The following is a 22,341-nucleotide window of genomic DNA, read 5'->3' as shown; positions in this document are numbered from 1 at the left end:
ATGACACAAACAATAATGGAAAAAGAAGCGCGACAAACCCCTAAAGTTATTCGCGAACAAATTCAGAAAAATCAAAAAACAGTCACAAACATTGCCAATAAGTTGCACCAATTCAAACCTAAAATGGTGATGATTATTGGTCGAGGGTCGTCAGATCATGCTGGTGTGTTTGCTAAATATTTAATTGAAATTGAAGCTCAAATTCCGACCTTTGCTGCTGCACCTTCAGTTTCAAGTGTGTACAACAAACAACTGGTCTTGGATAATGCTTTAGTGATTGTTATTTCGCAGTCTGGACGCAGTCCCGATATATTAGCTCAGGCAAAGATGGCTAAAAAAGGCGGAGCATATTGCATTGCTTTGGTGAATGATGAAAGCTCGCCATTGAAAGATATTGTAGATGATGTTTTGCCTTTAAACGCGGGCAAAGAAGAGTCTGTTGCGGCAACTAAGAGCTACCTCTCAACTCTTTCCGCTCTTCTGCATTTAGTCGCAACGTGGACAAACAATCAAGGTTTACTCGATTCCCTGAATCAATTGCCTAGTTTACTTGAAGCAATCATTGATTCACCTTCACAATTAGCGCCCACAGATGTTGATAACGTCAATAACCTAGTTGTATTGGGACGGGGATTGGGTTTTGCGGTTTCTAAAGAAATAGCGTTAAAACTAAAAGAAGTCTGCAGTATTCATGCTGAGGCTTTCAGTAGCGCTGAATTTTTGCATGGCCCCATTACTTTGATAGAGCAAGGCCTAGCAATATTAGACTGTCTGGTTCTGGACGAAAGTGAAGCTTCTCATATTGAACAAATAAACGAAGTTAAACGACGAGGGGCCCAGGTTCTGCATTTACACCAGAGTAAACTAGCTGCGCATCCGCGAATAGCTCCTCTGTTAGTCTTACAACGTTTCTATATTGATGTTGCTAAGCTTTCAACCCATCGCGGCCTAAACCCTGACGTGCCTTTGGGCTTGAATAAAGTAACCAAAACATTATGACGCAACAAATGAGATTACATGCCCAAAGATTATTTGATGGACAGGCATATCATACTGATCAAGTGCTTGTGATTGAAGGCGAAGAAATCATTGCAATCGATCAGGATATTTCACAGGTTGATACGGTGCTGAGCGGGCTAGTTGCCCCAGGATTTGTAGATTTACAAGTAAACGGCGGAGGCGGGGTATTATTCAATGCTCAGCCAACCCTAGACTCGTTAAAGACCATCTTCGCCGCTCACGCCCGTTACGGTACAACAGGACTATTACCCACGGTAATTACTGATGATATCGACGTAATGAATAGGGCGGCTGACGCAGTTGCGCAAGGGATTCGTCAAAATGAGCCAGGTATCTTGGGAATTCATTTTGAAGGTCCACATATTTCCACGATTAAAAAAGGTGCCCATAGTCAACAACATATTCGTCCGATTACAGAACAAGAGTGGACTCTGTTTAAACGTCAGGATTTAGGTAATATAGTTGTGACCTTAGCGCCAGAAGTGGTACCTGAGGGGCAAATTAAAGAGTTAGTCAGCTTAGGTGTGAAAGTTTGTATCGGGCATAGTAACGCTGACGGAATTACCACAAGCAAAGCAATACAATGTGGTGCCTCTGGATTTACCCATTTGTTTAATGCCATGTCGCCTATTTCTGCTAGAGAGCCTGGTGTAACAGGCGTTGCTTTAACATCTGAAACGACGCGTTGCGGACTAATAGTAGATGGACATCACGTGGATGATTTAAATATTCAATTAGCGCTCAAGACGAAACCTAAAGGTGGAATCTTTTTGGTAACCGATGCGATGCCTCCAGTTGGTTCAGATGCGACGGAATTTGATTTTTTCGACCGGCAAGTAACGGTAAGAGATGGACGATTAATATCTACTACCGGAGAGTTAGCTGGTGCTGCCATCGATATGGCATCATCGGTAAGATACTGTCATTTTAATTTGGGTATCTCTGTGGATGAGTCCATTCGCTTAGCAAGCCAATATCCTAAAGATTATTTGTCAGGCTCACCTATGCAAACCAATCCGAAAGTACAGCTTGCGCCAGGTAAAATCGCCAATTTCATTCAATTGGATGAGAAACTCGTTGTGCAGTCAACTTGGGTAAATGGAAATAAGGTGTTTTTTCAAGAAACAATGGCTAATGAGGTCTAACAATATGCAAACTATAACAACAAATAAAACCAGTACCCTTGTTCCAATGATCGTTGTTGGCATCTTATTTTTTATTTTTGGTTTCGTCACTTGGCTCAATGGCTCATTGATTCCATTTCTTCAATTAGTATGTGAATTAAATGAGTTTGAAGCTTTGTTCGTGACCTTTTCATTTTATATTGCGTACACAGTGATGGCCTTGCCGATGTCCATTATTCTTAAAAAAACCGGTTATCGAAACGGCATGGCGTTAGGGCTTGGGATCATGGCTGTTGGCGCACTGTTACATATACCAGCCGCTATTACTGCAAATTATGCTTTTTTCTTAGTCGCTTTGTTTGTGTTAGCTGCGGGGTTAACGATATTACAAACCGCATCTAACCCTTATATAGTTTATTTAGGACCTGTTGAAAGTGCAGCTATGCGCATTAGCATCATGGGACTGATAAACAAAAGTGCGGGTGTATTGGTGCCAATTCTGTTTACCTCTTTGATATTGTCTGACATGGGAGACTTTTCAGAACAAGCGCTTAGTGGATTGTCAGAGGTAGCCAAAGATCAGCGCCTAATGGAATTATCACATAACTTAATCGTGCCATATGTTTTAATGGCAATTGCACTCACAATATTAATCGCTCTGGTTAAATTTTCTTCATTGCCTGAAATTTCATCAAGCAATACTGAAACAGAAGAAAGCGTGAGTAAATCATCCATATTTCATTTCCCACACACAGTGTTGGGTGCAATTGCGTTATTTTTCTACGTAGGTGTAGAGGTGATTGCCGCAGATACGATTGGCCTCTATGGTTCCTCATTGGGTGTAAGCAACTTTGCTGCTTTAACCTCATTCACTATGGTCTTTATGGTATTCGGTTATTTAATCGGTGTTAGCTGTATTCCGCGCTTTATCTCCCAAGAGCGCGCTTTACTCGGCTCAGGGATTGCTGGCTGTTTGTGTATTTTGGGTATCGTCTTGTCTTCTACACAATCCACCAGTATTGCAGATGTATTGTGGGGATGGACAGGTATTCCGGTAATTCCTAACACTATTACGTTTGTGGCGTTAATGGGGCTGGCTCACGCGTTAGTGTGGCCATCTGTATGGCCTCTAGCATTAAAAGGACTCGGGAACTACTCGGCGCAAGGCTCAGCTCTACTGATTATGGGTATCTCTGGTGGTGCAATTTTACCTTTGTTATTTGGCAAAATCTCCCACGAAATAGGCGATCTACAGTCTGCTTACTGGATAGGTTTGCCATGTTATTTATATATTTTCTTTTACGCGATTCGTGGACACGCTATCCGCTCATGGAAGTAGCACGTTAAACCTTAACTATCATTAAAAAATAGGCTCAGTATGAAATGTAAAATAGGATTGCTCTCATTGTCGCTAATGCTTTTTGGCTGCAATGATCAACAACAGACAAATCAAACCATTGTGGTACCTGAAAAACCAAAAAATATCATTATGGTTGTGGGTGATGGCATGGGCCCCGCATATATTAGTGCGTATCGATATTTTCACGATGACCCCAATACAGCAGAAATTGAGCAAACAGTTTTTGACCGCACTTTGGTGGGAATGAGTAGTACGTATCCGGCTCCTATTTCCGGATACGTGACAGACTCTGCAGCCGGTGCAACAGCGTTGTCAGCTGGGGTGAAAACCTACAACGGTGCCATTGCTATGGATGTGAACAAGCAACCGGTAACCACGGTTTTAGAAGTATCCAAACGTTTGGGAAAGAAAACTGGAGTCGTCGTCACCAGCCAAATTAATCATGCCACTCCTGCCAGCTTTATGTCCCATAATGAAGCTCGTGGTAATTACGATGAAATAGCTGATAGTTACGTAGATAATTACCAAATGTATGATGTTGTACTCGGTGGTGGCTGGAAATTCTTTTTGCGTGATGATAGAGACTTAGTCAGCGAGTTTACGGAACTGGGTTATCAATATGTTGATGACTATGCAGCCCTAAACAAAGTTGCAAAAGATAAACCGCTTTTGGGCTTGTTTGCTGATGTTGGCTTACCCTGGGCCTTAGATGACACTGATGCTAATCGTTTGAAAACCATGACATCGACAGCCTTGGAGCAGCTAGAAAATGATAACGGATTTTTTATGTTGATAGAAGCGAGTCAAGTTGATTGGGGTGGGCACAGCAATGATATAGCCGCTGCCATGGGTGAAATGCAAGATCTCGCCAATACATTAGAAATGCTTGAAGAGTATGTAGCTCAGCATCCTGATACCTTGGTGGTGGTAACTGCTGATCACAGTACTGGTGGTATGACATTAGGTGCTAATGGAAAGTATGAATGGAAACCTGAAGTTTTACGTACAATGAAGCATTCTCCAAGTTACATTGCTGAGCAGTTGTTACAAACTGATATTACTCAACAGTCAACTTCTGATTTGCTCAATTTTACTTTGACAGAATCTGAACTTGCCTTGTTAAAAAGCAGCAAAAACATCGGTGAAGATAATCAGCCGTTATCCAGCGAGGGTAATCCCTACGCAGATGTATCCGCTGATGCGGTTAAAAAAGCGCTTTACGTCAATATTAAACACATTATTGATGCAAGAACTCTCACCGGTTGGACGACAGGCGCTCATACAGCCGTAGATGTTCCAGTATTCGCGTTTGGTAGCCACAGTGAATCGTTTGTAGGGCTAAACAACAATACTGATATTGCGAATACGGTTTTTTCATTACTTGAACACAAATAATCTAGTGGAAAGGATACCTTTTGGTATCCTTTTTTATATTGAAAGGGCAGGGCGTGAGAGTAAACGCCCTTTTTACTGGCGAATTTAGGGTTTCTTTGTTTTAGAGCTCAGCTTCACTCACTCTCATCTAAGTTCAGAGCCAATACCTCACAATTGAGTTCTGCCAAAATGGATTCAGCAGTATTCCCCAGAAATGCAGCGGAAATGCCTTTACGTGCGACTGTGCCTAAAATCACTAGCTGCGCATCAATTTGCTTGACCACATTTGGAATCACTTTTTCTGGCAAGCCTGCAACAACATGTTTTTTTGCCATACTTATTTCATGTTCTTTTTCCATCCCATCGAGTTTTTCACTATGAAATTGGGCACTATTGGCGCTGAGCTTTTCAAAATTGATAGTAGGAAAGTCAATCGACGCACTCATGTTATGCACTAAATAGGCGCTAACAGTATGTATTTCACTGCCGCCTAATTTGGCAAAAAGTCTAGCGGCTTCTAGTATGTCTTTATTTAATGCTACATGATTATCGTCTTTGGCCAACACATCTACCGCTGCCAAAATCGGCGAGTTTGTCCAAGTCTGGTGTTTCACAAGCAATAGCGGCGCTTTGCAATATCGCAGCAAATGCCGATCTAATGGTAACGCAAAGGGATTAATGCTCATGGCATCTGCAGAAATACGTTTTATAACCAGATCAGGTTGAATTTTGTCTACGGCGTCTTCTATCCCTTCATAAACTTCGCGACACCATTCAACATGGGTGGTGCACTTTATGTTCTTTTTCTCGAGATCTTCAGCAATGCTATTCATATAGAGATAGCGATCTGCAAGATATTCTTTTTTCATTTCTTTACGGTGGTCACTAGATAGAATATCGGTCAATTCTAAAATAGGTTCATAAATGACATTGAGAAGATGAATGTGCACTTCATTGAGCTCTGCAAATTTCAAGGCTCGAAGCAATGCATCATGCTGCTTGCGCTTACCACTGATCACAACTAGAATTTTTTGCGGGGTTTTCATAGTAATCTCCATTAATGAATCAAACTTATACATTCCGACCATACACCGATTACCCAAGCAAAACTTGATGTCGATCAAACTTGATGAATAAACAGTTTAGTTCAATATTTCAGAACTAAATTTTAATTTTTCTGTTCTGCTTCGTTTTTATTCAGCCGAAGGGCTGAGGGCTTCAAAACCATTGACTAAGTCAGAAAGCTCTTCATCAATTGCACTTTGTCTGAGTTTGTTAAATGTCTTTTGCATCTGCTCTTGTAACTCCTCGATATTTTTTTCAGCCCGCTGCATGGCGATTAACCGACTGGCATTTTCGCTCGCGAGTGACTCAATGCAACCTTTGAAAAGTGATGTGAAAATGTATTCTTTTATCAGCGTGCTAATGGTGAGCGTATTATTGACTAACAATTGTGGCAGACATTGATTAGGCCAAGGTAGAGAAACAAATTCGTGTTTCCACTTTTGGTCAATGGGTAATATTCGCTGAAAACAGGGGGCATAGTTAGGTTTATCTAGGGTACGATTGAAAAACAGATAGACCTCTTTGAGCTGATTGGTTTTTTGTTGGTGTTCAATTTCCAACAAAATTTCAGATACAAAAGAAGTAATGCTTTCTATTGAATTAGGCAGTGAAAACTGTTTTCCAAGTGGTGCATTTACGCCTTCTAGCAAAGATTGAATTCGTTCACCGGCGGTCCAAATAACTTGCGCTGCGCCAAAGTCTTTCCGTTTTGAATTTAAAAAGTCTACTAAAATATCATTAAATTGCCCCACTAATCCTTGATCTGAGCCAATTACAATTATGCCTATTTGGGTTTTATGATCTGATGGTTTAGATACTTTATCTGTTGTTGGGTAGTCACTTTTGTCGGTATTTAGAAAATAAGCCACTAGTCCTAATTGCACAGTTCGATAATAGTCATCAAGTGAAAGCACGGCGTTTTCATATTGGTTGATATTGGCGGCAGCCATAGCTTTCATTGTTCTAACAACTGATTTTAAATCAGTTGCACTTACAATTTTACGTTGTAAATCGCTATTCGATTCACTCATATTAAGCTTCGCCAGTGACAGTGCTTTGGTCAATAGCAGCGTCAGTATTTGTATGGAAAGGTTCAAGCACCTCTTTAAACATTGCAAAGATGAGGTTTTGTTCATCTTTATTAAGGTCGTTGCTTAATTCTAAGTTGTTCAGAATATCCTGACTGAGGGTATTTATTCCTTTCACTACCGCATCTTGTGCCTCTTGGATATGTTCTAACGAAATGGTGTCAAAGAAATGATTTGTCAGGGCTAAGAGCACAACAATTTGTGCCGACACTGCTAGCGGTGACGATTCAGGTTGTTTAAGACAGGCACGAATGCGTTTTCCGTGCTCAATAGTCGCCAAACTATTTTCGTCTAGGCGTGCACCAAAACGGGCAAATGATTCCAACTCTTCAAATTGTGCATACTCTAATTTTAACGTACCTGAAACGGCTTTGAATCCAGCGCGTTGGGCTTTTCCGCCTACTCTGGAAACTGATTTTCCTACATCTACTGCCGGTAAAACCCCTAAATCAAATAATTTAGGAGATAAGTAAATTTGTCCGTCGGTGATTGAAATTAGGTTTGTGGGGATATAAGCCGACATATTTTGTTCTTCGGTTTCGATTATGGGTAAAGCGGTAAGAGAGCCGCCTCCATTTTCTTGATTTAAATGGGTAGAGCGTTCAAGTAATCTTGAGTGCAGATAAAAAATGTCGCCTGGAAATGCCTCTCTTCCTGGTGGTCTGCGTAGCAATAAAGACAACTCCCGATAGGAACGAGCATGTCGAGTTAAATCATCATAAACAATTAATACGTCTTTACCCGCATGCATGAAGTACTCGCCAATACTGGTTGCAGCATAGGGCGCGATATAATCTAAGCCTGGTGGATCATTACCCTCAGTGACCATTACAACCGTATAATCGAGGGCATTATGCTGTTTTAATGTGGCGATAGTTTTTGCAATCGAAGATGACTTTTGGGCGATTGCACAGTAGATACATATTACATTTTTGTCTTGCTGATTTAATATGGTATCAATGGCGATGGAGGTTTTTCCGGTTTGCCGATCGCCCATAATTAATTCCCTTTGCCCGCGTCCTACGGGGAGTAGGGCATCGAGCACCTTAATTCCGGTTTGTAATGGTTCTGTAACTGGTAAGCGTGACATGATCTCAGGTGCTGGACGCTCAATAGGTAAGCGTGGCGTTTGTGCAAGTTGACCTTTGCCATCTACGGCATGACCTAGAGGATTAATGACACGCCCCAATAGGTGTTCGCCCACTACAATGTCCATTACCCGGCCAGTTCGCTGTACTTGGTCGCCTACGCTTAATTGACAATAGTCACCTAACAATACGACGCCAACCTCATTTTCATCTAGATTAAACGCAATGCCGAAGATATTATTTGGAAAAAGTACTAATTCCTCAAAGCCAACACCTGGTAGGCCAGTAACCGATGCGATACCTTGGGACACACTTTCAACAATGCCTATTTCCTGAAGCACACAATTGATATTCGCATCACCATTGGATTGTTTTAGTTGTGCAAACAGTGAGTCATAGTTTTGCTTTAAACTAGGCTGAGGATCCGGCTTCATTTTGTCTCCGCACTTATTTAATTTCATCTGTGTTTGGGCTCTTACTGGCGTCAAACTTGGTCTCGTCATCTGCTAGGTCATCTGTTAAGTCAAGTGAACTTGTTTTAGGTATCTGATGATTGATACTCTCTTTTAATAGATTTAAATAATTGTGTGCACTCCAGGGTATTTTCCAACCATCAAAAATAACCTCTATGCCACAAATTAGCTCAGGGTTGAGTGTGTAAATAAATTTGATTGCTTCAGCGTTATCTTTCGAATAGGTTTTAATGAACCATTGCTGTAAGGCGTTTTTTTGCGCCGCGCTTAACGCAAAGGTACTGTGAATAGAAATGTGTAAATTTGAGTTAATAGCTTTATCTATTTCAGCGTGTTGTTTGCTGTCCATAATGGTGAGTTGTAGTAATAATTTGTCGAACATCAAATTTTGAACGTCACTATCAGCAAGATCCCGCAGTACTTTTCTACAGGTGGCATATACTTCCTGCATACTTTTTGTTACAACTTCTTGTTGCAAACTTTGCATATCTTGCTCTATTCCTTGCAGCCGATTAGCAAGAATATCCGCGGCCTCTTGTTGTGCCAAGGCAAGTAATTTTTGTCGTTCGTCTTTGGCCTCTTGATTGGATTGACGAATAATCTCGCTGCGCTGTTTTTCTATTTGGCTTAGTTTTAATTGATACTCAGCTTGAAGTGCTTCTGCTTGCTGGTTTTTATCATTTGCGGCACTTAAAATCTGCGCAATTTCGGTTTCTCGTTTATTCAGACCGTTGATAATGGGGTGATATAAAAAGCGTTTTAATAACCACAATAATATTAAAAAATTGACGGTTTGAGCGATTACGGTAAACCAATCGATAGGCATTATTTAGTTCCCAATTTTATCTACAAAATAGTTCCAAAAGGGATTACTAAAAAGCACGATCATCGAAACTACAAAACAATAAATGGCCGTAGACTCAATCATGGCTAAGCCCACAAATAGCGTTCGAGTTATGGTTGATGACGCATCTGGTTGTTGTGCGAGTGCTTTTAATGCATTGGCTATCGCTGTCCCTTCAGCTAAAGAAGGGCCTAATACTCCGATGCCAATTGTCAGCCCCGCAGTGATGATCGAACAAATAGCAATTAGGGTGAGGTTATCCATTAGTTTTCTCCTGTGTCGAAACGGATATTGATGTAAATTTGGGGGTGCTTTGCTGATCCTGCGCAGTGGCTGCAGCGATATACACAGCTGCGAGAATAAAGAATATGTAGGCTTGTACCATTCCGGTTAATAGACCTAACAAAGACATAATAATGGGGAATACAAATGGGGAGATAATCAGCAAAATAGCGATAATCATGGCTCCGCTCATCATATTTCCAAATAAGCGTACCGACAACGCTAAGGTACGAGAGAGCTCACCTATGATATTAAACGGCAGCATAAAGACATTAGGTTGAGCGTAAGACTGCAAATATTTTAATACTCCCTTTTGTTTTATTCCGTAATAGGGGACAGAAATAAACACACAGAATGACAATGCGATTGTGGTAGACAAAGAACCTGTTGGTGGCTCAAAGCGAGGAAATATAGTGAGCAAATTAGCCGTTGCAATAAACAAAAATAGGGTGCCTAGAAAGCCAATGTATTTAGCCGGCTTACGCAAACCTGCTTCGCTTATTTGCTGCAAAATAGTCACTACTAATACTTCTAAACCATTTTGCCAGCGAGTAGGCTGCAATTGATCATTCAATTTACGGGTAATCAGATACGCACTTAGTACTAAAATAGCCATTATCAACCAAGTGAAAACGATAGTGGCATTTAGCTTTAAAAAGCCAAACTGCCAAAAGATGATTTCATCGGGCGTAATATGCATGGTTGTGAACCTTCTCTGTTATTTCTGAATTACCAATAAGTGAAACCATGTGCTTCTCATTTAGTTGTTAAACTGGATTGGGTTTTGCACTAATTGACAACATTCTATTAGTTACGACTCGACCAATTAGAAAACCGATCAAGCATGAAATAAGTAGCCAAAATTGCTGATTTGAAATTAAATAGAAGGCAATTAAGCTCAACCCCATGCGCAATATAAAACCACCGATAAACCAATAAACCGGTTGTGCTGATCGCAGTCCTTTTTGCACCGTAATCCATAAGCTATAGAAAAAGCTAATGCCTAAAACAACACCCGCAACCAACGCAAATAGCATATTTAATGGTTCGATCATGGTTAGTCTTCCTCGTCTGTTGAGTTGTTATCATTCTGGTTGTGAATCGCTTGATGCTCTTTGGTGACCCAGCCCCATGCAGTGAAGCAACCAATAGCTAAGCCGGCCAATAATAACGCTAAAGTCCAAGAGCGTTGTCCATCGTAATTTTTGTCTATCCAAATGCCTAAACTGACACCCAAAAAAGTCGGTACCGCCACTGACCAACCTATGACTCCCATCATGCCTAACCCAAACCATACACCGGGATTTTTGTGGCGTTTCGCTTTTAGTTTTAATTGCGCTTTTGTTTCTACTTGCTTCACCAAAGAATGCGTTGTGTGTTTTTCGGGTTGTGACTTGCCATCTTTGCTAGACATTAGGCATCAATCTCTAGACATTGATGAAAACTGCTTTAAAAAAGTCGTTTCTAATTTGGCTAACACACTGCGCAATTCCAATTGTTGTTGATCTAATTTTAGAAATTCTTGCTCGACAGTTTCGTGCAACTGCTCTAAAGAACTACCAATTACGGCTCTGCGTACAGAGATCAGCAACTGCTTTCCTGTTTTAACCAGCATACCTTCATCAATCGCAATATAAGCATACTCATTAGCAGATACCTGATAGGTTAAAATACCAGGCACCACAGGTGTCACGCAGTCCAGTCGATTGGGTAAAATCCCAAAACTACCTTCGGGGGTTTCGACTACAACACTGATGACATCCTTTATTTCCAAAAATATTTGATGGGGAAGTAAAATTTTAACTTGCATGTTGGTTGTCCTGTTGGCCTGCCTCTGCACTATCACTTTTTGATTTCAAGGCTTCACTAACGTCACCAATCATGTATAACGCACTTTCAGGATAGTCATCAAAATCACCCTGCAGAATTTGCTCACATCCGCTTAGGGCACTTTCCAAACTAACAAATTTTCCTTGCATGCCAGTGAATTGTTCCGTAGTGAAAAAAGGCTGTGTAAAGAAGCGCTCCAAACGACGGGCACGAGTAACTATTTTACGGTCTTTATTAGAAAGCTGCTCTAATCCAAGCATCGCGATAATGTCTTTTAATTCATCATATTGAGCGAGTATTTGTCTGACTTGTTGAGCTAATTTGTAATGCCGCTCACCGACGATATTTGCTGTTGCTAAACTTGAACTGGATTGCAGCGGGTCGATGGATGGATATAGGCCTTCACTGGCACGTTTTCGGGAAAGTACCAATGTTGCCGAAAGGTGTGAAAAAGTATGGGTTGCGGCAGGATCGGTGAAGTCATCGGCAGGCACATACACAGCTTGTATCGATGTTATCGCACCATTTTGCGTGTTCGCTATGCGCTCTTCCAAACCGGATAACTCGGTACCCAATGTTGGCTGATAACCCATCCTCGAAGGCATTTGTCCCATCAGGCCAGATACCTCAGAGCCGGCCTGAATAAACCGAAAAATATTGTCAATTAATAGCAAAACATCTTTGTGTTCATCGTCACGAAAATACTCCGCCATAGTGAGGGCGGCATGACCAATTCGAAAGCGGCTACCGGGCGGCTCGTTCATTTGTCCGAATAGCATAACCATATTATCCAGCACGCCAGCCTGCTTCATTTCCCGATAAAGCTCTTCACCTTCACGGCAACGCTCGCCAATACCACAAAAGATACTCACTCCTTTTTGATGGCTAACCATGTTGTGGATCATTTCTGTTAACAGTACCGTTTTACCCACACCAGCACCGCCAAATAAACCCGCCTTGCCACCACGTTCAAGTGGGCATAACACATCGACAATTTTGATTCCGGTCTCGAAAATTTGTAATTGACTGGATAATTTAGATAACGGCGGGGGATTTTGATGCACACTGCGACGTTCACAGTTTTGGTCAAAACCTTTGCCGTCAATAGGGTTGCCGAACACGTTAAACATACGCGATATGATTTGTTTGCCGATAGGCACGGTAAGAGGCTGGCCAGAGTCTTCAGCTTGCATACCTCTGGCTAAACCCTGAGTAGGGGTCAGTGCAATGGTACGTACTTTATTGTTAGGTAATTGGGTAAGCACTTCTAACGCGATAGTGCGATTTTTAGCATAGACAATATTGTGAATAGCAGGCGGTTTGTGATCGAACTTAATTTCGACAATGCTACCGCGCACGGCACTGACTACACCGACTTGACTAGGTGCGTGTTGCCCATCTTCTATTAATGAATCAGAGGATTCTATACTCGACATTTACGATGCACCTTAGTTGACATGATCATTATAAATTTCATTGCTGCTTGCGAATTGATCTCGATCAAACTCACAAATGATAATGGTTTATAAATTAAGTAAAGGTTATCGCTAATTTATTTATATTTATTGGGTTTTAAGAGTTAGACGTATCTTCTAGCTTAGCAACCCCAAAACTTATCCCTAACGAGATGGCGCTTTGTAGGGTTAGGTCGTCCTTTGAAACCCCTTTGGTTTGATTTGCGACTTGTTCTAAAGGGACGCTGGTTAATTGGTTATTTTGTTGTACAACAACCCGTCCGAATTGTTTTTCAGTAACCAGTTTTGCTGCAAAGGTACCCACGTTTGTAGCAAAAATACGGTCATTTGCTGTGGGCGAACCGCCGCGCTGAATATGTCCTAAAGAGGTTGCTCTTACTTCAATACTTAAGCGTTTTTCCAGCTGACTTTTAAGTACATTTGAAATACCGCCTAAACGTATCGGATCTGGGCTGTCAGAAATCGTTTGTTGCACGGCCATAGATCCATTTTCAGGTTTTGCGCCCTCTGCAATCACAATAATAGAATAGTGCTGATCACTGGCTCTTAATTCGCATGCTGAGACGATTTCATCCAGATTATAAGGAAATTCTGGAATCAGAATGACATCTGCTCCCCCTGCAACGCCTGCATGTAGCGCAATCCATCCGGCGTAACGTCCCATGGTTTCAAGGATCATAATTCGTTTGTGTGAATGGCCGGTGGTACGCAATCTATCAATTGCTTCGGTTACAATTGATACCGCCGTTTCAAAACCAAATGTGCGTTCGGTGCACATCAAGTCGTTATCAATTGTTTTCGGAACCCCAACAATATTCATACCTAGTTTTGTTAGTTCATAGGCTATTGACATAGTGCCATCACCGCCAATCATCACTATGGCATCAAGACCGAGCTCTTGATAATAAGACTTCACATCTTGTGAGCAGTCTTTACCTTGGTAATCAAAAGGATTTGCCTTATTACTGGTACCTAAAATGGTACCGCCTAAGGGTAAGATCCCACTGCAGTCAGCATAACTTAATTGACGTACTTTACGTTTTAGTAGGCCATCAAAACCATCTTCGATACCTATAATTTCGGCATTGTTGTTTAACATTAACGATTTTGCTACAGCGCGTATTGCTGCATTTAAACCCTGACAATCACCACCGCCAGTCAGAATGCCTATCCGCATTTTTTAAACTTCCTACGTATTCTAATAATTGATATTGGTCATCTATTTATATCGGGGAGTATCACCCAACGACTTTACCACTGTCTGGTGATTGCGCTATTAGTAATAACCCTTACTTTGTATATCAAAATAGCAGAAGAAGAGGCGAGTTTGTTCCATCTCGCAAAGCAAATATGCGGGTATGTCGTCAGTTAATCTCTCATTTTAAACCGACTATAACCACTTTCGTTTTTTGAAAAATAGCAACATGCCACAAACCATGCTTAAAATAATTAACCAAACTACCAGGTAACCGTAGGGTGACAATAATTCAGGCATACTCAGAGGGCCGGCGCTGGGATTGAAATTCATGCCATAAATACCCACCACAAAAGTAGGTGGTATAAATAGTGTGGCAATGATGGTCAATACCCGCATGACTTCATTTAATTTCAAACTAACTAAACTCATGTACAGCTCCATCAAACCATTTGTCATTTCATGGTAGGTTTCGATTAATTCAAGTAACGAAATACTATGGTCGTAACAATCCCTTAAAAAAACTTTAGTTTTTGCGCTTATTAGGCTTTGCGTGTCGTCTCTGATGAGTTGGTTAAGCAGCTCTCGTTGTGGCCAAATTTGCCTTCTTAGTAAAACCACATCGCGGCGTAATTGATGAATTTTCTGTAAGATTTCTTTATCGTGATTTTTTAATAATAGCTCTTCTGTTGAATCAATCAGCTGCGCATAAGTTTCCAGTACCGGAAAGCACCAATCAACCACGGAATCAATTAAACTGTAAAACAAGTAGTCAGCTTTATGGGTTCGCATCTTGCCGCTAGCAAGGTTTAATCTGGTTTTGACGCCAGAGAACGGGTTGAATTGACCACTGCAAAAAGAAACCACAGTGCCCTTCATTAAAAATAAGCTAACTTGTTGCAGATAAATATTCGATTCGCTTTGCACAGGTAGCGAAAAAATAGAGAAAATTTGACCATCGTGGGTTTCTATTTTAGGCCGTTCGGCTCGGTTGGCAACGTCCTCAATATATAACTCGTGTATTCCAAAATTCGTTGCCAAATGACTCAATAATGCTTTGTCAGGATTACCCTGAACGTGCACCCAAGTAATATTGTCTTTATTGACGTATTCCATGCATTGTTCGACCGTAATACCACTTTGTTCAACCACTTGATGTTCATTGTAGTTAAACAAAGTAATGTTAACCGCCCCATCAACAGATGCATCAATAAGCCCTGGTTGCGCCCCTGGCTGACCATATTGTTTGCGGAATAGTTTCATAATTGTCCTTATATGATGGCTTAGATAACACCACTAACTCTAGGCTATATTTCGTTGCTAATTTAGCACTACAGGAAAAGATGTAACATCATCATTAAACTAGAAAAGGATTTAATTAACCACATAATTGGTCGTTCACCCCGAATACTCGTGAAGCAATACAGACATTTTAATTATCGACGCAGCAAGCACCATTTTAAAGGGGAGGGCTGTTTTCCCTCCTTTGTTGGGGGGAACCTTTATTTGCGATATGTTTTGAGGATGGAGTAATAATTTGATACTAATAACTGTAAAAGTTATTCAACAGAGGTCGGTATGTGTTCGAAAGCACTACATGGTTCTTCAACTATCAAATTCATGTTAACGCTAGTTAAGTGTTTATACTCTTGCCAACCAATTATCAAATTCACGCTGTAATACTGACAATTTTTGAGATGATATGCGTTCCATATCGCTGATGTTGACAACATTGCATCCGTTAATATTCTCTTCCTGCAATAAGCGAGATAGTGTTTTATGATACTTATCCATCAAAAATGCTACGAACGCCCAGCTTGTAGCATACATTTCGGTTCTTTGAGTGTCCCAGTGGTGCTGATTTGCATTAAATAAGGTTACCAGTGGAATAGCGCCAAATTTACGGATATGAGTTACCCAATGGTTATACAAAGGGTTATCAGTGTGACTTGTTTCGGCATATTCAGCGATCCCCTCATTTAGCCATCTATTTATGTGTCCAAACCAATGACGATTAATCGAGTGCATTGCTTCATGGACCGCTGTATTAACACTCTGTTCATCATTATTCATCATAACAACTGACTCATTTATACTGCTTGCGTAAAATCCGATTGCTGACTTAACAGAGGGGGCTATACGTTTCTGATAAGTGCTGTAATTATTTACATCTGTGAATAATCTAAAATTGATGGTTATCGGCTTTACTAATTGTTTTGGAGTGATCTGAGCAAATAATGCTTTGTTTGCCATAACCCGCGATTCAATTTTATGTTGGAGACTAAATGGCGGGTGAGTGCCAGTGTAGTTAATAGATAGTTCTTCGGGGCGAATTGTTCCTATCACTGAAACCGGAGTGGCACTGTCAATCTTACGTGGCTTATCGCTAAGGTGGCGAGTGCCGCTATCATCTATCCATGTGTATATTTGCTTGCTCGCAGATTTAGGCCGCTTATCAGAGCATACTGCGTCGCTGGCAGATAACTCAGTATGATTAATTAAATTGGCATTTGCAGTTTTTTTACTGGCTTGTTTAGAACTAACACGTGGTTCTACATTTTGTTGTTTTTTAGAGTTTTCGAAAGTTAAATTTTGCTGGGAAATGCGTTCGTTTTTGTGGTCAATCAACCCATCGATATAAGATATGGGGTGTGAAAACCATTCTGGCAAAGGAAAGCGATCTCTACCGATATAAAGCACAACAATAGAGTTAACAACGATAAGCGATAAAGCTACTCCAAGCTTTAATACACGATTTATGTTTATGAACATAAATGTCCTTATAAAATGCCTATAATTCAAAGAAATATTTTAAATTTAAATGTATATCAGCAGATTTTAAAATGATTAACTAGACTCTAAATAGAGCCAAGTTATCTAGAATAATACGTAATTTAAGCTTAATTAACGGTTTTGTTTTATCTGTATCAAGATGCTTAGACACTAAGATTAGTGAGTGAAGTTTTAGAGGTGTCCATTACTAGCAAGTTGCTAATTCCTCAGGTTTCCATACAAACAGATAAACTGGTGATAATCATTGGCAAATTCGTCATTCGTCTTCTTACTTTAATTGAAAAATTATTGCCATTTAAATAATAGAGAATCATACGGTTTTTCTGAATGTTATTGATAAGAGGTCATCTCAAATAACATGGTGGACATTGTTTGAAAAGGTAATAAATATTGCAGCACTTAAGGCATATAGAAGTATTCAAATACCCAATATTTAGTTAGACCCGATTATCTAAATTGATCTTAAGTACAAGGATCATATTTAGTTAATAAATTCCCATTGTTGCCGTACAAGGATCGATAAATACTCAATACACTCTGCCTTGCATTTTCTTCTTCAGCAATTTTAACGGTTCTAATTTGATGTTTCCTGTATTCGATTGCGGCTCTATTAATGAGGGGGAATGTTAAGGGCTTGAATTTTTCAGTGTATAGTCCTTTCACTAGACCAACGAATAGGTCAACATCATTTTCCATCTCGGCTTTAATAATTGCGTAACCTAGGGTTCCCATGTCAGCAATTATATAATAATGCTCTCTCATCTTTTTATATGGTGTCATCTTAGGAGAGTTAGCATTAGTGGCAATTAACTTATTTAAATTGTCTATTACCTGTTCTGCATTTTCTTTATATTGTTTGACTAATTCCAAGACGTTGTTGCTGTTAATGCTTGTAGAATGATCAGCATAATTAAACTGCATGTCTCGGGACAAACTTTTTGCGTAGAGTCCATAATAAATATTACAAACTGGGTTTGAATTCGCATTATTGGCGTAAAAAAGCGTTACTAATAAGAATAAACAACTAAAAAAGCGGTTGAGCGTTAGTATATTTACCATTGGATCCTTCCTTGCGCTTAAATCGTGTTAGGGTAATTTAATTCTGCCATTAAGTATTTTATTGGTCAATATTTGAACAGTGCGTTTTAGGGGGGCGACTTTTCTATTGGCATTTAGAGCATATTTTAACGGGTTAGTTGAACACGAATTGATTGTTAAAGTTATTTATTTGAAATTTGTGAAAGAGTCTCCTAATTTAATGTAATATATTTGCCTTAAATGGAATTAAAATGTCAAATAATGACTTAGGTACACTCGCTTCCTCAAAACGTGAACTCACTTTCATCCGGTACCTCGCGGCGTTAGGCCTATTGTTGGTGGAAATATTGGATATGAATTCTATTTAGGTAGTGGCGACACACTTCCAATCTTAGCGGGAGTGTTAATTGGCGCAATAGCAGGCGCACTGTGCGCAAAAGCGCTGAGCATCGCCATTCAAATCGCTGTAATGGCACTCATTGTTTTATATTACGCAAATCGAATTTTCAATATCTGGGCTTTGATAACCTCATAACCCATATATCTGTGGGGTCACCCATAAGTCAGCCGTTGAAATATATCCAGTGGATTTACATCCTGAGTTGGCTGTTCTGCATAGAGAAGTTCATAGCGGTAGATACACTAATTTGTACCCCTAAATGTCCCCCTAAAAATCAAACTATCAACGGTCATTAGCGAACCTTATCCGATCAAAAACCCATAAAAAACCCTGTTAATCACCGTTTTTAGCGGCTTTGGCAGGGTTTTCGTCGTTCGTCGAACGTAAATTTGGTGGAGCTGGCGGGACTTGAACCCGCGTCCAGAAAGCTTCAACCGTCGGTACTACATGCTTATTTTGTCTTTTATTTAACTATTTTGGACTCCGACAAACAGGATTCCTAGTAGCTGTTCCGATACTATTTCGCGGTTCAACCTCGGACAAGTTTCCCTCGCTATTCTATTAGTATGACCTTCCAAACCTTCACGAATAGAAGACGGCTGAAGTGGAAGGGCCTATACAGGTTATTAAGCTGCTAGTGCGTAGTTTTCGTCGTTTGCGACTATTTTTTTGCGGCTGTTTAAAGAGGCAAACCGCACCTCTGCATGCACCTAAGGCATCCCGATTCCTGTCGAATCCAAAATCAGCCCCGATGTAGTACTTTTTCAAGTAGCAGATAGGATAACACATCCTTCTCTAAAACAATATGTGGGGACAATAAATTTTACTTCAAGTGCTTGGGTTTTAATCGTTTTTTTATAGTTTGCGTTTTTGAGTATTATTTTTGTTCAATTGTTCTGATTAAAACGCGGCGGATTAGACCTTATTTAATCTCAATGGGGCTGGCATTAGCATTTTGACAACCTAGGGCATAGAGATGATAAGATTTTGCGAGTGAGTTATATGTAAGCTTTAAATCATATTTTTAAGATATCTAAACATTGGGTGGTTGCTGAATTACGGCTATTTTTGTTTTGATAGCATAATCAGTAGTTTTTTCCATCATAAGAAGGGTGTATGTCTTCAGATATATTTGCAGAATTTTCGTTACCTTGCGGTAAAACATTAAAAAACCGTTTGGTCAAAGGGGCAATGGAAGAAAACCTAGCCAATGCCAAACAATTACCCGATGAAACCTTGTTCAATTTGTATCAAAAGTGGGCGCAGGGCGGAGTAGGCTTAATTATTACTGGTAACGTAATGGTTGATCATATGGCCATGACTGGTCCTGGAGGCATGGCATTAGAACAAGATACCGATTTAGTACCCTTTCAAACATTGGCGCAAAAAGCCAAACAAAATAATACACAGGTGTGGATGCAAATTAATCATCCTGGACGACAGGTATTTAAGAAAATGGGCGGTAAAGTGCTGTCAGCATCTGATGTGGCACTGGATCTTGGTAAACACTCTAAACTGTTTAGCCAACCTAAAGCAATGTCGGAAGAGGAAATTGAAGACGTTATTCAACGATTTAAACGCACCGCATTATTGGCAGAAAAAGCGGGGTTTGACGGCGTTGAGGTGCATGCCGCGCATGGTTATTTACTGGCTCAATTTTTATCGCCTTTAGTGAATAAACGTAGCGATCGCTGGGGAGGAAGTTTAGAAAATCGAGCTCGCTTACTATTGGAAATTGTTAGCCAAATAAGGGCTGCTTGTGCTGCCGATTTTGCTGTTGCAGTAAAGTTAAACTCTGCTGATTTTCAACGTGGAGGTTTTGATGTCGAGGATGCCTTAGCGGTAGTTAAAATGCTTGAATCATTAAACGTCGATGTAATTGAGCTTTCAGGTGGTAGCTACGAAGCTCCTGCCATGCAAGGGCGTACAGCGGATGATCGAACACTTGCAAGAGAAGCGTATTTTCTTGAGTTTGCAAGTCAAATTGCCCAACAAAGCCAGATACCAATTATGACTACTGGTGGCATCAAACGTTTTCCGGTGGCCCAAAAAGTACTCGACTCTGGTGTTGATTTAGTAGGAATGGCCACTGCGCTTGCCTACAATCCTGATTTACCTAATCATTGGCAACAGGTGCCTGGAATGGTCAGCATGACACCGAAGGTTGAATGGAAAAATAAAACCTTAAGTGGAATGGCAAATATGGCCCTTGTAAAACGCCAATTGCGTCGCATTGGCACGGGAAAACCTGCAAAAATTGATGCTTCAGCCATATATACATTAATCTTGGAGCAAATTTTGTCTGCTAAGTTAACCAAGCGTTATCGTCGTAATGTGAAACTTGGTGCTGAATAGTATTTTTGTATTTTGCATAAAAGAACCTAACCAACAGGGTTTGATTAGGCTCATTGCCTGATAATTGTAATCAGGCGCTATGTTTCATCATGCGTTCTTTTTGACGTGCCCAATCACGATCTTTAACCGTATCCCGTTTGTCATGGGCGTCTTTACCTTTGGCTAAGTGTATTTCTACTTTCACCCAGCATTGTTTCCAGTACATTGCCGTAGCAATAATCGAATAACCTTGGCGTTCGCGCGCGCCCATTAGCCGGTCAATTTCGCGGCGGTGAATAAGCAGTTTTTTTTGTCGATCAGGATCACACACAACATGGCTTGATGCTTGGTTTAAAGGTGTGATTTTACATCCTTGTAAGTAGGCTTCGCCGTTGTGAATGTTCACAAAACTATCTGTTAAGTTAACTTTGCCTGCACGAATGCCTTTTACTTCCCAGCCTTGTAATTCTATACCTGCTTCGATTTTATCTTGCAGGTGATAATCATGACGGGCTTTTTTGTTTAAAGCTATCGTGTTGCTTTGATTTGATTTAGCGTTCTTTTTCTTCATAGTGGCGAATTATATCAGGACCAATTAATTTGTCTGTAGAAGAGTTAAAAAATAGTTGTATTTACATGGATGAACTATGAAATATGATATTTCGTGGTAAACTTCAACGAGAAATTGCAAGGTTACATAGAGGAAAATGAATGGCAAGTGTTCATCGCAGTGCGCTAGTAGCATTTAGTGCCGAATCGATGTTTGATTTAGTCAATGACGTAGCTTCTTATCCTGAATTTTTGCCTGGCTGCGCACAAACTAAAGTACTAGAACATAACAAAGATTCGATGAAAGCGGCTGTGCTCATTGCCAAAGCGGGTGTTAAACAATGGTTCACTACGCTAAATGCGTTAGATAGAGGCAAAACCATTGAAATGAATTTAGTTGAAGGGCCTTTCTCGCATTTAAGTGGTGGCTGGTCTTTTACTGCATTAGCTGATGATGCCTGTAAAATTGAATTGAAACTGGATTTTGCGTTCTCCAGTCGATTGGCTGAAATGGCCTTTGGAAAAGTGTTTAACACAGTCGCAACTAATATGGTGAATGCCTTTACCGCCAGAGCAAAAGAGGTATACCTATGACCGACTCGCAAATCACTGTTGAAGTAGTGTACGGCTTGCCTAAAGAACAGGCGCTTATCAGTGTAACAATAGAGAAGGGCAAGACAGCAGAAGAAGCAATTCAAGCATCTGGTATTTTACGTCGTTTTCCTGAGATAGATTTATCGGTGTTGAAAATAGGTAATTGGAATCGGACATGTAAACTTACCGACATACCTAATGACGGCGATAGAATAGAGATATATCGTCCGCTAATTGCTGACCCTAAAGAAGTACGTCGAATACGCGCTGAAAAGGCCAAAGTAGAAGGGCGGGCAGATAAAGTCACAGGTGGCCGAGTAAAGTCGTAAATTAGCAGGTGCTTTAGGTAAATAGAACGGTTTTTTTGCATATGTTTAGTTAGATTGACCTTAATCCCTTGCACTGAAATTGCGCT

The 22,341-nt window shown here is 40.4% G+C and carries 22 protein-coding genes and 1 other RNA gene; 7 read left to right on the top strand and 16 right to left on the bottom strand.

Translation table 11 applies throughout. From position 1 onward, the window contains the following. The 4 genes from VUI23_RS12340 to VUI23_RS12325 all read left to right on the top strand — a co-directional run bounded on the left by VUI23_RS12340 (nt 1) and on the right by VUI23_RS12325 (nt 4,899). Nucleotides 1-999, top strand: coding sequence for an SIS domain-containing protein (locus tag VUI23_RS12340; RefSeq protein ID WP_216048489.1), 999 nt, complete (start codon nt 1-3; stop codon nt 997-999). Then, complete coding sequence (gene nagA / locus VUI23_RS12335; protein WP_342804547.1) at nt 996-2,165, top strand: N-acetylglucosamine-6-phosphate deacetylase; 1,170 nt, start codon at nt 996-998, stop codon at nt 2,163-2,165. The genes VUI23_RS12340 and nagA overlap by 4 nt, the downstream gene beginning before the upstream one ends. Before the next feature lie 4 nt (nt 2,166-2,169). Next, the gene (locus VUI23_RS12330; protein WP_252729110.1) at nt 2,170-3,483 is read left to right on the top strand and encodes a sugar MFS transporter; all 1,314 of its coding nucleotides are present in this window, start codon (nt 2,170-2,172) and stop codon (nt 3,481-3,483) included. Nucleotides 3,484-3,558: 75 nt separating this feature from the next. After that, nucleotides 3,559-4,899 (top strand): alkaline phosphatase, encoded by a 1,341-nt coding sequence (locus VUI23_RS12325; RefSeq protein ID WP_342808282.1) that lies wholly within the window; start codon nt 3,559-3,561, stop codon nt 4,897-4,899. A gap of 113 nt (nt 4,900-5,012) precedes the next feature. On the opposite strand, the gene uspE is transcribed toward VUI23_RS12325, so the two are convergent. From uspE to ssrA, 15 genes are all read right to left on the bottom strand, one after another. After that, a complete protein-coding gene (uspE, locus tag VUI23_RS12320) occupies nt 5,013-5,924 on the bottom strand; it encodes a universal stress protein UspE (RefSeq protein ID WP_342804546.1) in 912 nt (303 codons plus the stop codon). 147 nt (nt 5,925-6,071) lie between these two features. Continuing rightward, nucleotides 6,072-6,974: a F0F1 ATP synthase subunit gamma gene (locus VUI23_RS12315; protein ID WP_342804545.1), complete on the bottom strand. Its 903-nt coding sequence runs from the start codon at nt 6,972-6,974 to the stop codon at nt 6,072-6,074. A 1-nt stretch (nt 6,975) separates the two neighbouring features. Continuing rightward, a complete protein-coding gene (locus VUI23_RS12310) occupies nt 6,976-8,553 on the bottom strand; it encodes an alternate F1F0 ATPase, F1 subunit alpha (RefSeq protein ID WP_342808281.1) in 1,578 nt (525 codons plus the stop codon). A gap of 13 nt (nt 8,554-8,566) precedes the next feature. Next, on the bottom strand, nt 8,567-9,418 hold the full coding sequence (locus tag VUI23_RS12305) for a F0F1 ATP synthase subunit B (protein WP_342804544.1): 852 nt from the start codon (nt 9,416-9,418) through the stop codon (nt 8,567-8,569). 3 nt (nt 9,419-9,421) lie between these two features. Then, complete coding sequence (locus tag VUI23_RS12300) at nt 9,422-9,700, bottom strand: F0F1 ATP synthase subunit C (RefSeq protein WP_342804543.1); 279 nt, start codon at nt 9,698-9,700, stop codon at nt 9,422-9,424. Then, nucleotides 9,693-10,418: a F0F1 ATP synthase subunit A gene (locus tag VUI23_RS12295; RefSeq protein ID WP_216048496.1), complete on the bottom strand. Its 726-nt coding sequence runs from the start codon at nt 10,416-10,418 to the stop codon at nt 9,693-9,695. The genes VUI23_RS12300 and VUI23_RS12295 overlap by 8 nt, the downstream gene beginning before the upstream one ends. Before the next feature lie 67 nt (nt 10,419-10,485). Further along, nucleotides 10,486-10,773, bottom strand: coding sequence for an ATP synthase subunit I (locus tag VUI23_RS12290; RefSeq protein WP_342804542.1), 288 nt, complete (start codon nt 10,771-10,773; stop codon nt 10,486-10,488). Nucleotides 10,774-10,775: 2 nt separating this feature from the next. Next, nucleotides 10,776-11,132: an AtpZ/AtpI family protein gene (locus VUI23_RS12285; RefSeq protein WP_216048498.1), complete on the bottom strand. Its 357-nt coding sequence runs from the start codon at nt 11,130-11,132 to the stop codon at nt 10,776-10,778. A gap of 6 nt (nt 11,133-11,138) precedes the next feature. After that, entirely contained in the window at nt 11,139-11,528 is a 390-nt protein-coding gene (locus VUI23_RS12280) for a F0F1 ATP synthase subunit epsilon (protein WP_216048499.1), read from the bottom strand. Beyond that, a complete protein-coding gene (gene atpD, locus VUI23_RS12275) occupies nt 11,518-12,984 on the bottom strand; it encodes a F0F1 ATP synthase subunit beta (protein ID WP_342804541.1) in 1,467 nt (488 codons plus the stop codon). Before atpD ends, VUI23_RS12280 begins: the two co-directional genes overlap by 11 nt. Nucleotides 12,985-13,120: 136 nt before the next feature. After that, nucleotides 13,121-14,200 (bottom strand): ATP-dependent 6-phosphofructokinase, encoded by a 1,080-nt coding sequence (locus VUI23_RS12270; RefSeq protein ID WP_342804540.1) that lies wholly within the window; start codon nt 14,198-14,200, stop codon nt 13,121-13,123. A 213-nt stretch (nt 14,201-14,413) separates the two neighbouring features. Next, nucleotides 14,414-15,481 carry a magnesium/cobalt transporter CorA gene (gene corA, locus VUI23_RS12265; RefSeq protein ID WP_216048502.1) on the bottom strand — a complete coding sequence of 356 codons (1,068 nt, stop codon included), beginning with the start codon at nt 15,479-15,481 and terminating at the stop codon, nt 14,414-14,416. 378 nt (nt 15,482-15,859) lie between these two features. Further along, nucleotides 15,860-16,990 carry a hypothetical protein gene (locus VUI23_RS12260; RefSeq protein WP_342804539.1) on the bottom strand — a complete coding sequence of 377 codons (1,131 nt, stop codon included), beginning with the start codon at nt 16,988-16,990 and terminating at the stop codon, nt 15,860-15,862. Nucleotides 16,991-17,473: 483 nt separating this feature from the next. Further along, nucleotides 17,474-18,070, bottom strand: a complete 597-nt coding sequence (locus VUI23_RS12255; protein WP_303500799.1) for a hypothetical protein — start codon at nt 18,068-18,070, stop codon at nt 17,474-17,476. Between the two features lie 769 nt (nt 18,071-18,839). Continuing rightward, nucleotides 18,840-19,199, bottom strand: a transfer-messenger RNA (tmRNA) gene (gene ssrA, locus VUI23_RS12250). 366 nt (nt 19,200-19,565) lie between these two features. Here ssrA and VUI23_RS12245 point away from each other — a divergent pair. Then, a complete protein-coding gene (locus VUI23_RS12245) occupies nt 19,566-20,804 on the top strand; it encodes an NADH:flavin oxidoreductase/NADH oxidase family protein (protein ID WP_342804538.1) in 1,239 nt (412 codons plus the stop codon). A gap of 70 nt (nt 20,805-20,874) precedes the next feature. Here the strand turns inward: VUI23_RS12245 and smpB are convergent, their stop codons facing one another. Continuing rightward, entirely contained in the window at nt 20,875-21,354 is a 480-nt protein-coding gene (gene smpB, locus VUI23_RS12240; protein WP_216048506.1) for an SsrA-binding protein SmpB, read from the bottom strand. A gap of 140 nt (nt 21,355-21,494) precedes the next feature. Between smpB and VUI23_RS12235 the strand changes: the two genes are divergently transcribed. Beyond that, nucleotides 21,495-21,926: a type II toxin-antitoxin system RatA family toxin gene (locus VUI23_RS12235; protein WP_216048507.1), complete on the top strand. Its 432-nt coding sequence runs from the start codon at nt 21,495-21,497 to the stop codon at nt 21,924-21,926. Next, nucleotides 21,923-22,255, top strand: coding sequence for an RnfH family protein (locus VUI23_RS12230; protein WP_216048508.1), 333 nt, complete (start codon nt 21,923-21,925; stop codon nt 22,253-22,255). Before VUI23_RS12235 ends, VUI23_RS12230 begins: the two co-directional genes overlap by 4 nt. The last annotated feature ends 86 nt before the right edge of the window (nt 22,256-22,341 follow it).

The organism is Alteromonas sp. M12 (assembly GCF_037478005.1).
GTDB lineage: Bacteria > Pseudomonadota > Gammaproteobacteria > Enterobacterales > Alteromonadaceae > Aliiglaciecola > Aliiglaciecola lipolytica_A.
The sequence above is the reverse complement of the archived record's forward strand: the minus strand, read 5'-3'. Positions and strand labels throughout refer to the sequence as shown.

What these genes read in the sequence shown, in the direction of transcription:
- VUI23_RS12340 (WP_216048489.1), top strand. Translation starts at nt 1, where the DNA reads ATGACACAAACAATAATGGAAAAAGAAGCGCGACAAACCCCTAAAGTT.
- nagA (WP_342804547.1), top strand. Translation starts at nt 996, where the DNA reads ATGACGCAACAAATGAGATTACATGCCCAAAGATTATTTGATGGACAG.
- VUI23_RS12330 (WP_252729110.1), top strand. Translation starts at nt 2,170, where the DNA reads ATGCAAACTATAACAACAAATAAAACCAGTACCCTTGTTCCAATGATC.
- VUI23_RS12325 (WP_342808282.1), top strand. Translation starts at nt 3,559, where the DNA reads ATGCTTTTTGGCTGCAATGATCAACAACAGACAAATCAAACCATTGTG.
- uspE (WP_342804546.1), bottom strand. Translation starts at nt 5,924, where the DNA reads ATGAAAACCCCGCAAAAAATTCTAGTTGTGATCAGTGGTAAGCGCAAG.
- VUI23_RS12315 (WP_342804545.1), bottom strand. Translation starts at nt 6,974, where the DNA reads ATGAGTGAATCGAATAGCGATTTACAACGTAAAATTGTAAGTGCAACT.
- VUI23_RS12310 (WP_342808281.1), bottom strand. Translation starts at nt 8,553, where the DNA reads ATGAAGCCGGATCCTCAGCCTAGTTTAAAGCAAAACTATGACTCACTG.
- VUI23_RS12305 (WP_342804544.1), bottom strand. Translation starts at nt 9,418, where the DNA reads ATGCCTATCGATTGGTTTACCGTAATCGCTCAAACCGTCAATTTTTTA.
- VUI23_RS12300 (WP_342804543.1), bottom strand. Translation starts at nt 9,700, where the DNA reads ATGGATAACCTCACCCTAATTGCTATTTGTTCGATCATCACTGCGGGG.
- VUI23_RS12295 (WP_216048496.1), bottom strand. Translation starts at nt 10,418, where the DNA reads ATGCATATTACGCCCGATGAAATCATCTTTTGGCAGTTTGGCTTTTTA.
- VUI23_RS12290 (WP_342804542.1), bottom strand. Translation starts at nt 10,773, where the DNA reads ATGATCGAACCATTAAATATGCTATTTGCGTTGGTTGCGGGTGTTGTT.
- VUI23_RS12285 (WP_216048498.1), bottom strand. Translation starts at nt 11,132, where the DNA reads ATGTCTAGCAAAGATGGCAAGTCACAACCCGAAAAACACACAACGCAT.
- VUI23_RS12280 (WP_216048499.1), bottom strand. Translation starts at nt 11,528, where the DNA reads ATGCAAGTTAAAATTTTACTTCCCCATCAAATATTTTTGGAAATAAAG.
- atpD (WP_342804541.1), bottom strand. Translation starts at nt 12,984, where the DNA reads ATGTCGAGTATAGAATCCTCTGATTCATTAATAGAAGATGGGCAACAC.
- VUI23_RS12270 (WP_342804540.1), bottom strand. Translation starts at nt 14,200, where the DNA reads ATGCGGATAGGCATTCTGACTGGCGGTGGTGATTGTCAGGGTTTAAAT.
- corA (WP_216048502.1), bottom strand. Translation starts at nt 15,481, where the DNA reads ATGAAACTATTCCGCAAACAATATGGTCAGCCAGGGGCGCAACCAGGG.
- VUI23_RS12260 (WP_342804539.1), bottom strand. Translation starts at nt 16,990, where the DNA reads ATGTTCATAAACATAAATCGTGTATTAAAGCTTGGAGTAGCTTTATCG.
- VUI23_RS12255 (WP_303500799.1), bottom strand. Translation starts at nt 18,070, where the DNA reads ATGGTAAATATACTAACGCTCAACCGCTTTTTTAGTTGTTTATTCTTA.
- VUI23_RS12245 (WP_342804538.1), top strand. Translation starts at nt 19,566, where the DNA reads ATGTCTTCAGATATATTTGCAGAATTTTCGTTACCTTGCGGTAAAACA.
- smpB (WP_216048506.1), bottom strand. Translation starts at nt 21,354, where the DNA reads ATGAAGAAAAAGAACGCTAAATCAAATCAAAGCAACACGATAGCTTTA.
- VUI23_RS12235 (WP_216048507.1), top strand. Translation starts at nt 21,495, where the DNA reads ATGGCAAGTGTTCATCGCAGTGCGCTAGTAGCATTTAGTGCCGAATCG.
- VUI23_RS12230 (WP_216048508.1), top strand. Translation starts at nt 21,923, where the DNA reads ATGACCGACTCGCAAATCACTGTTGAAGTAGTGTACGGCTTGCCTAAA.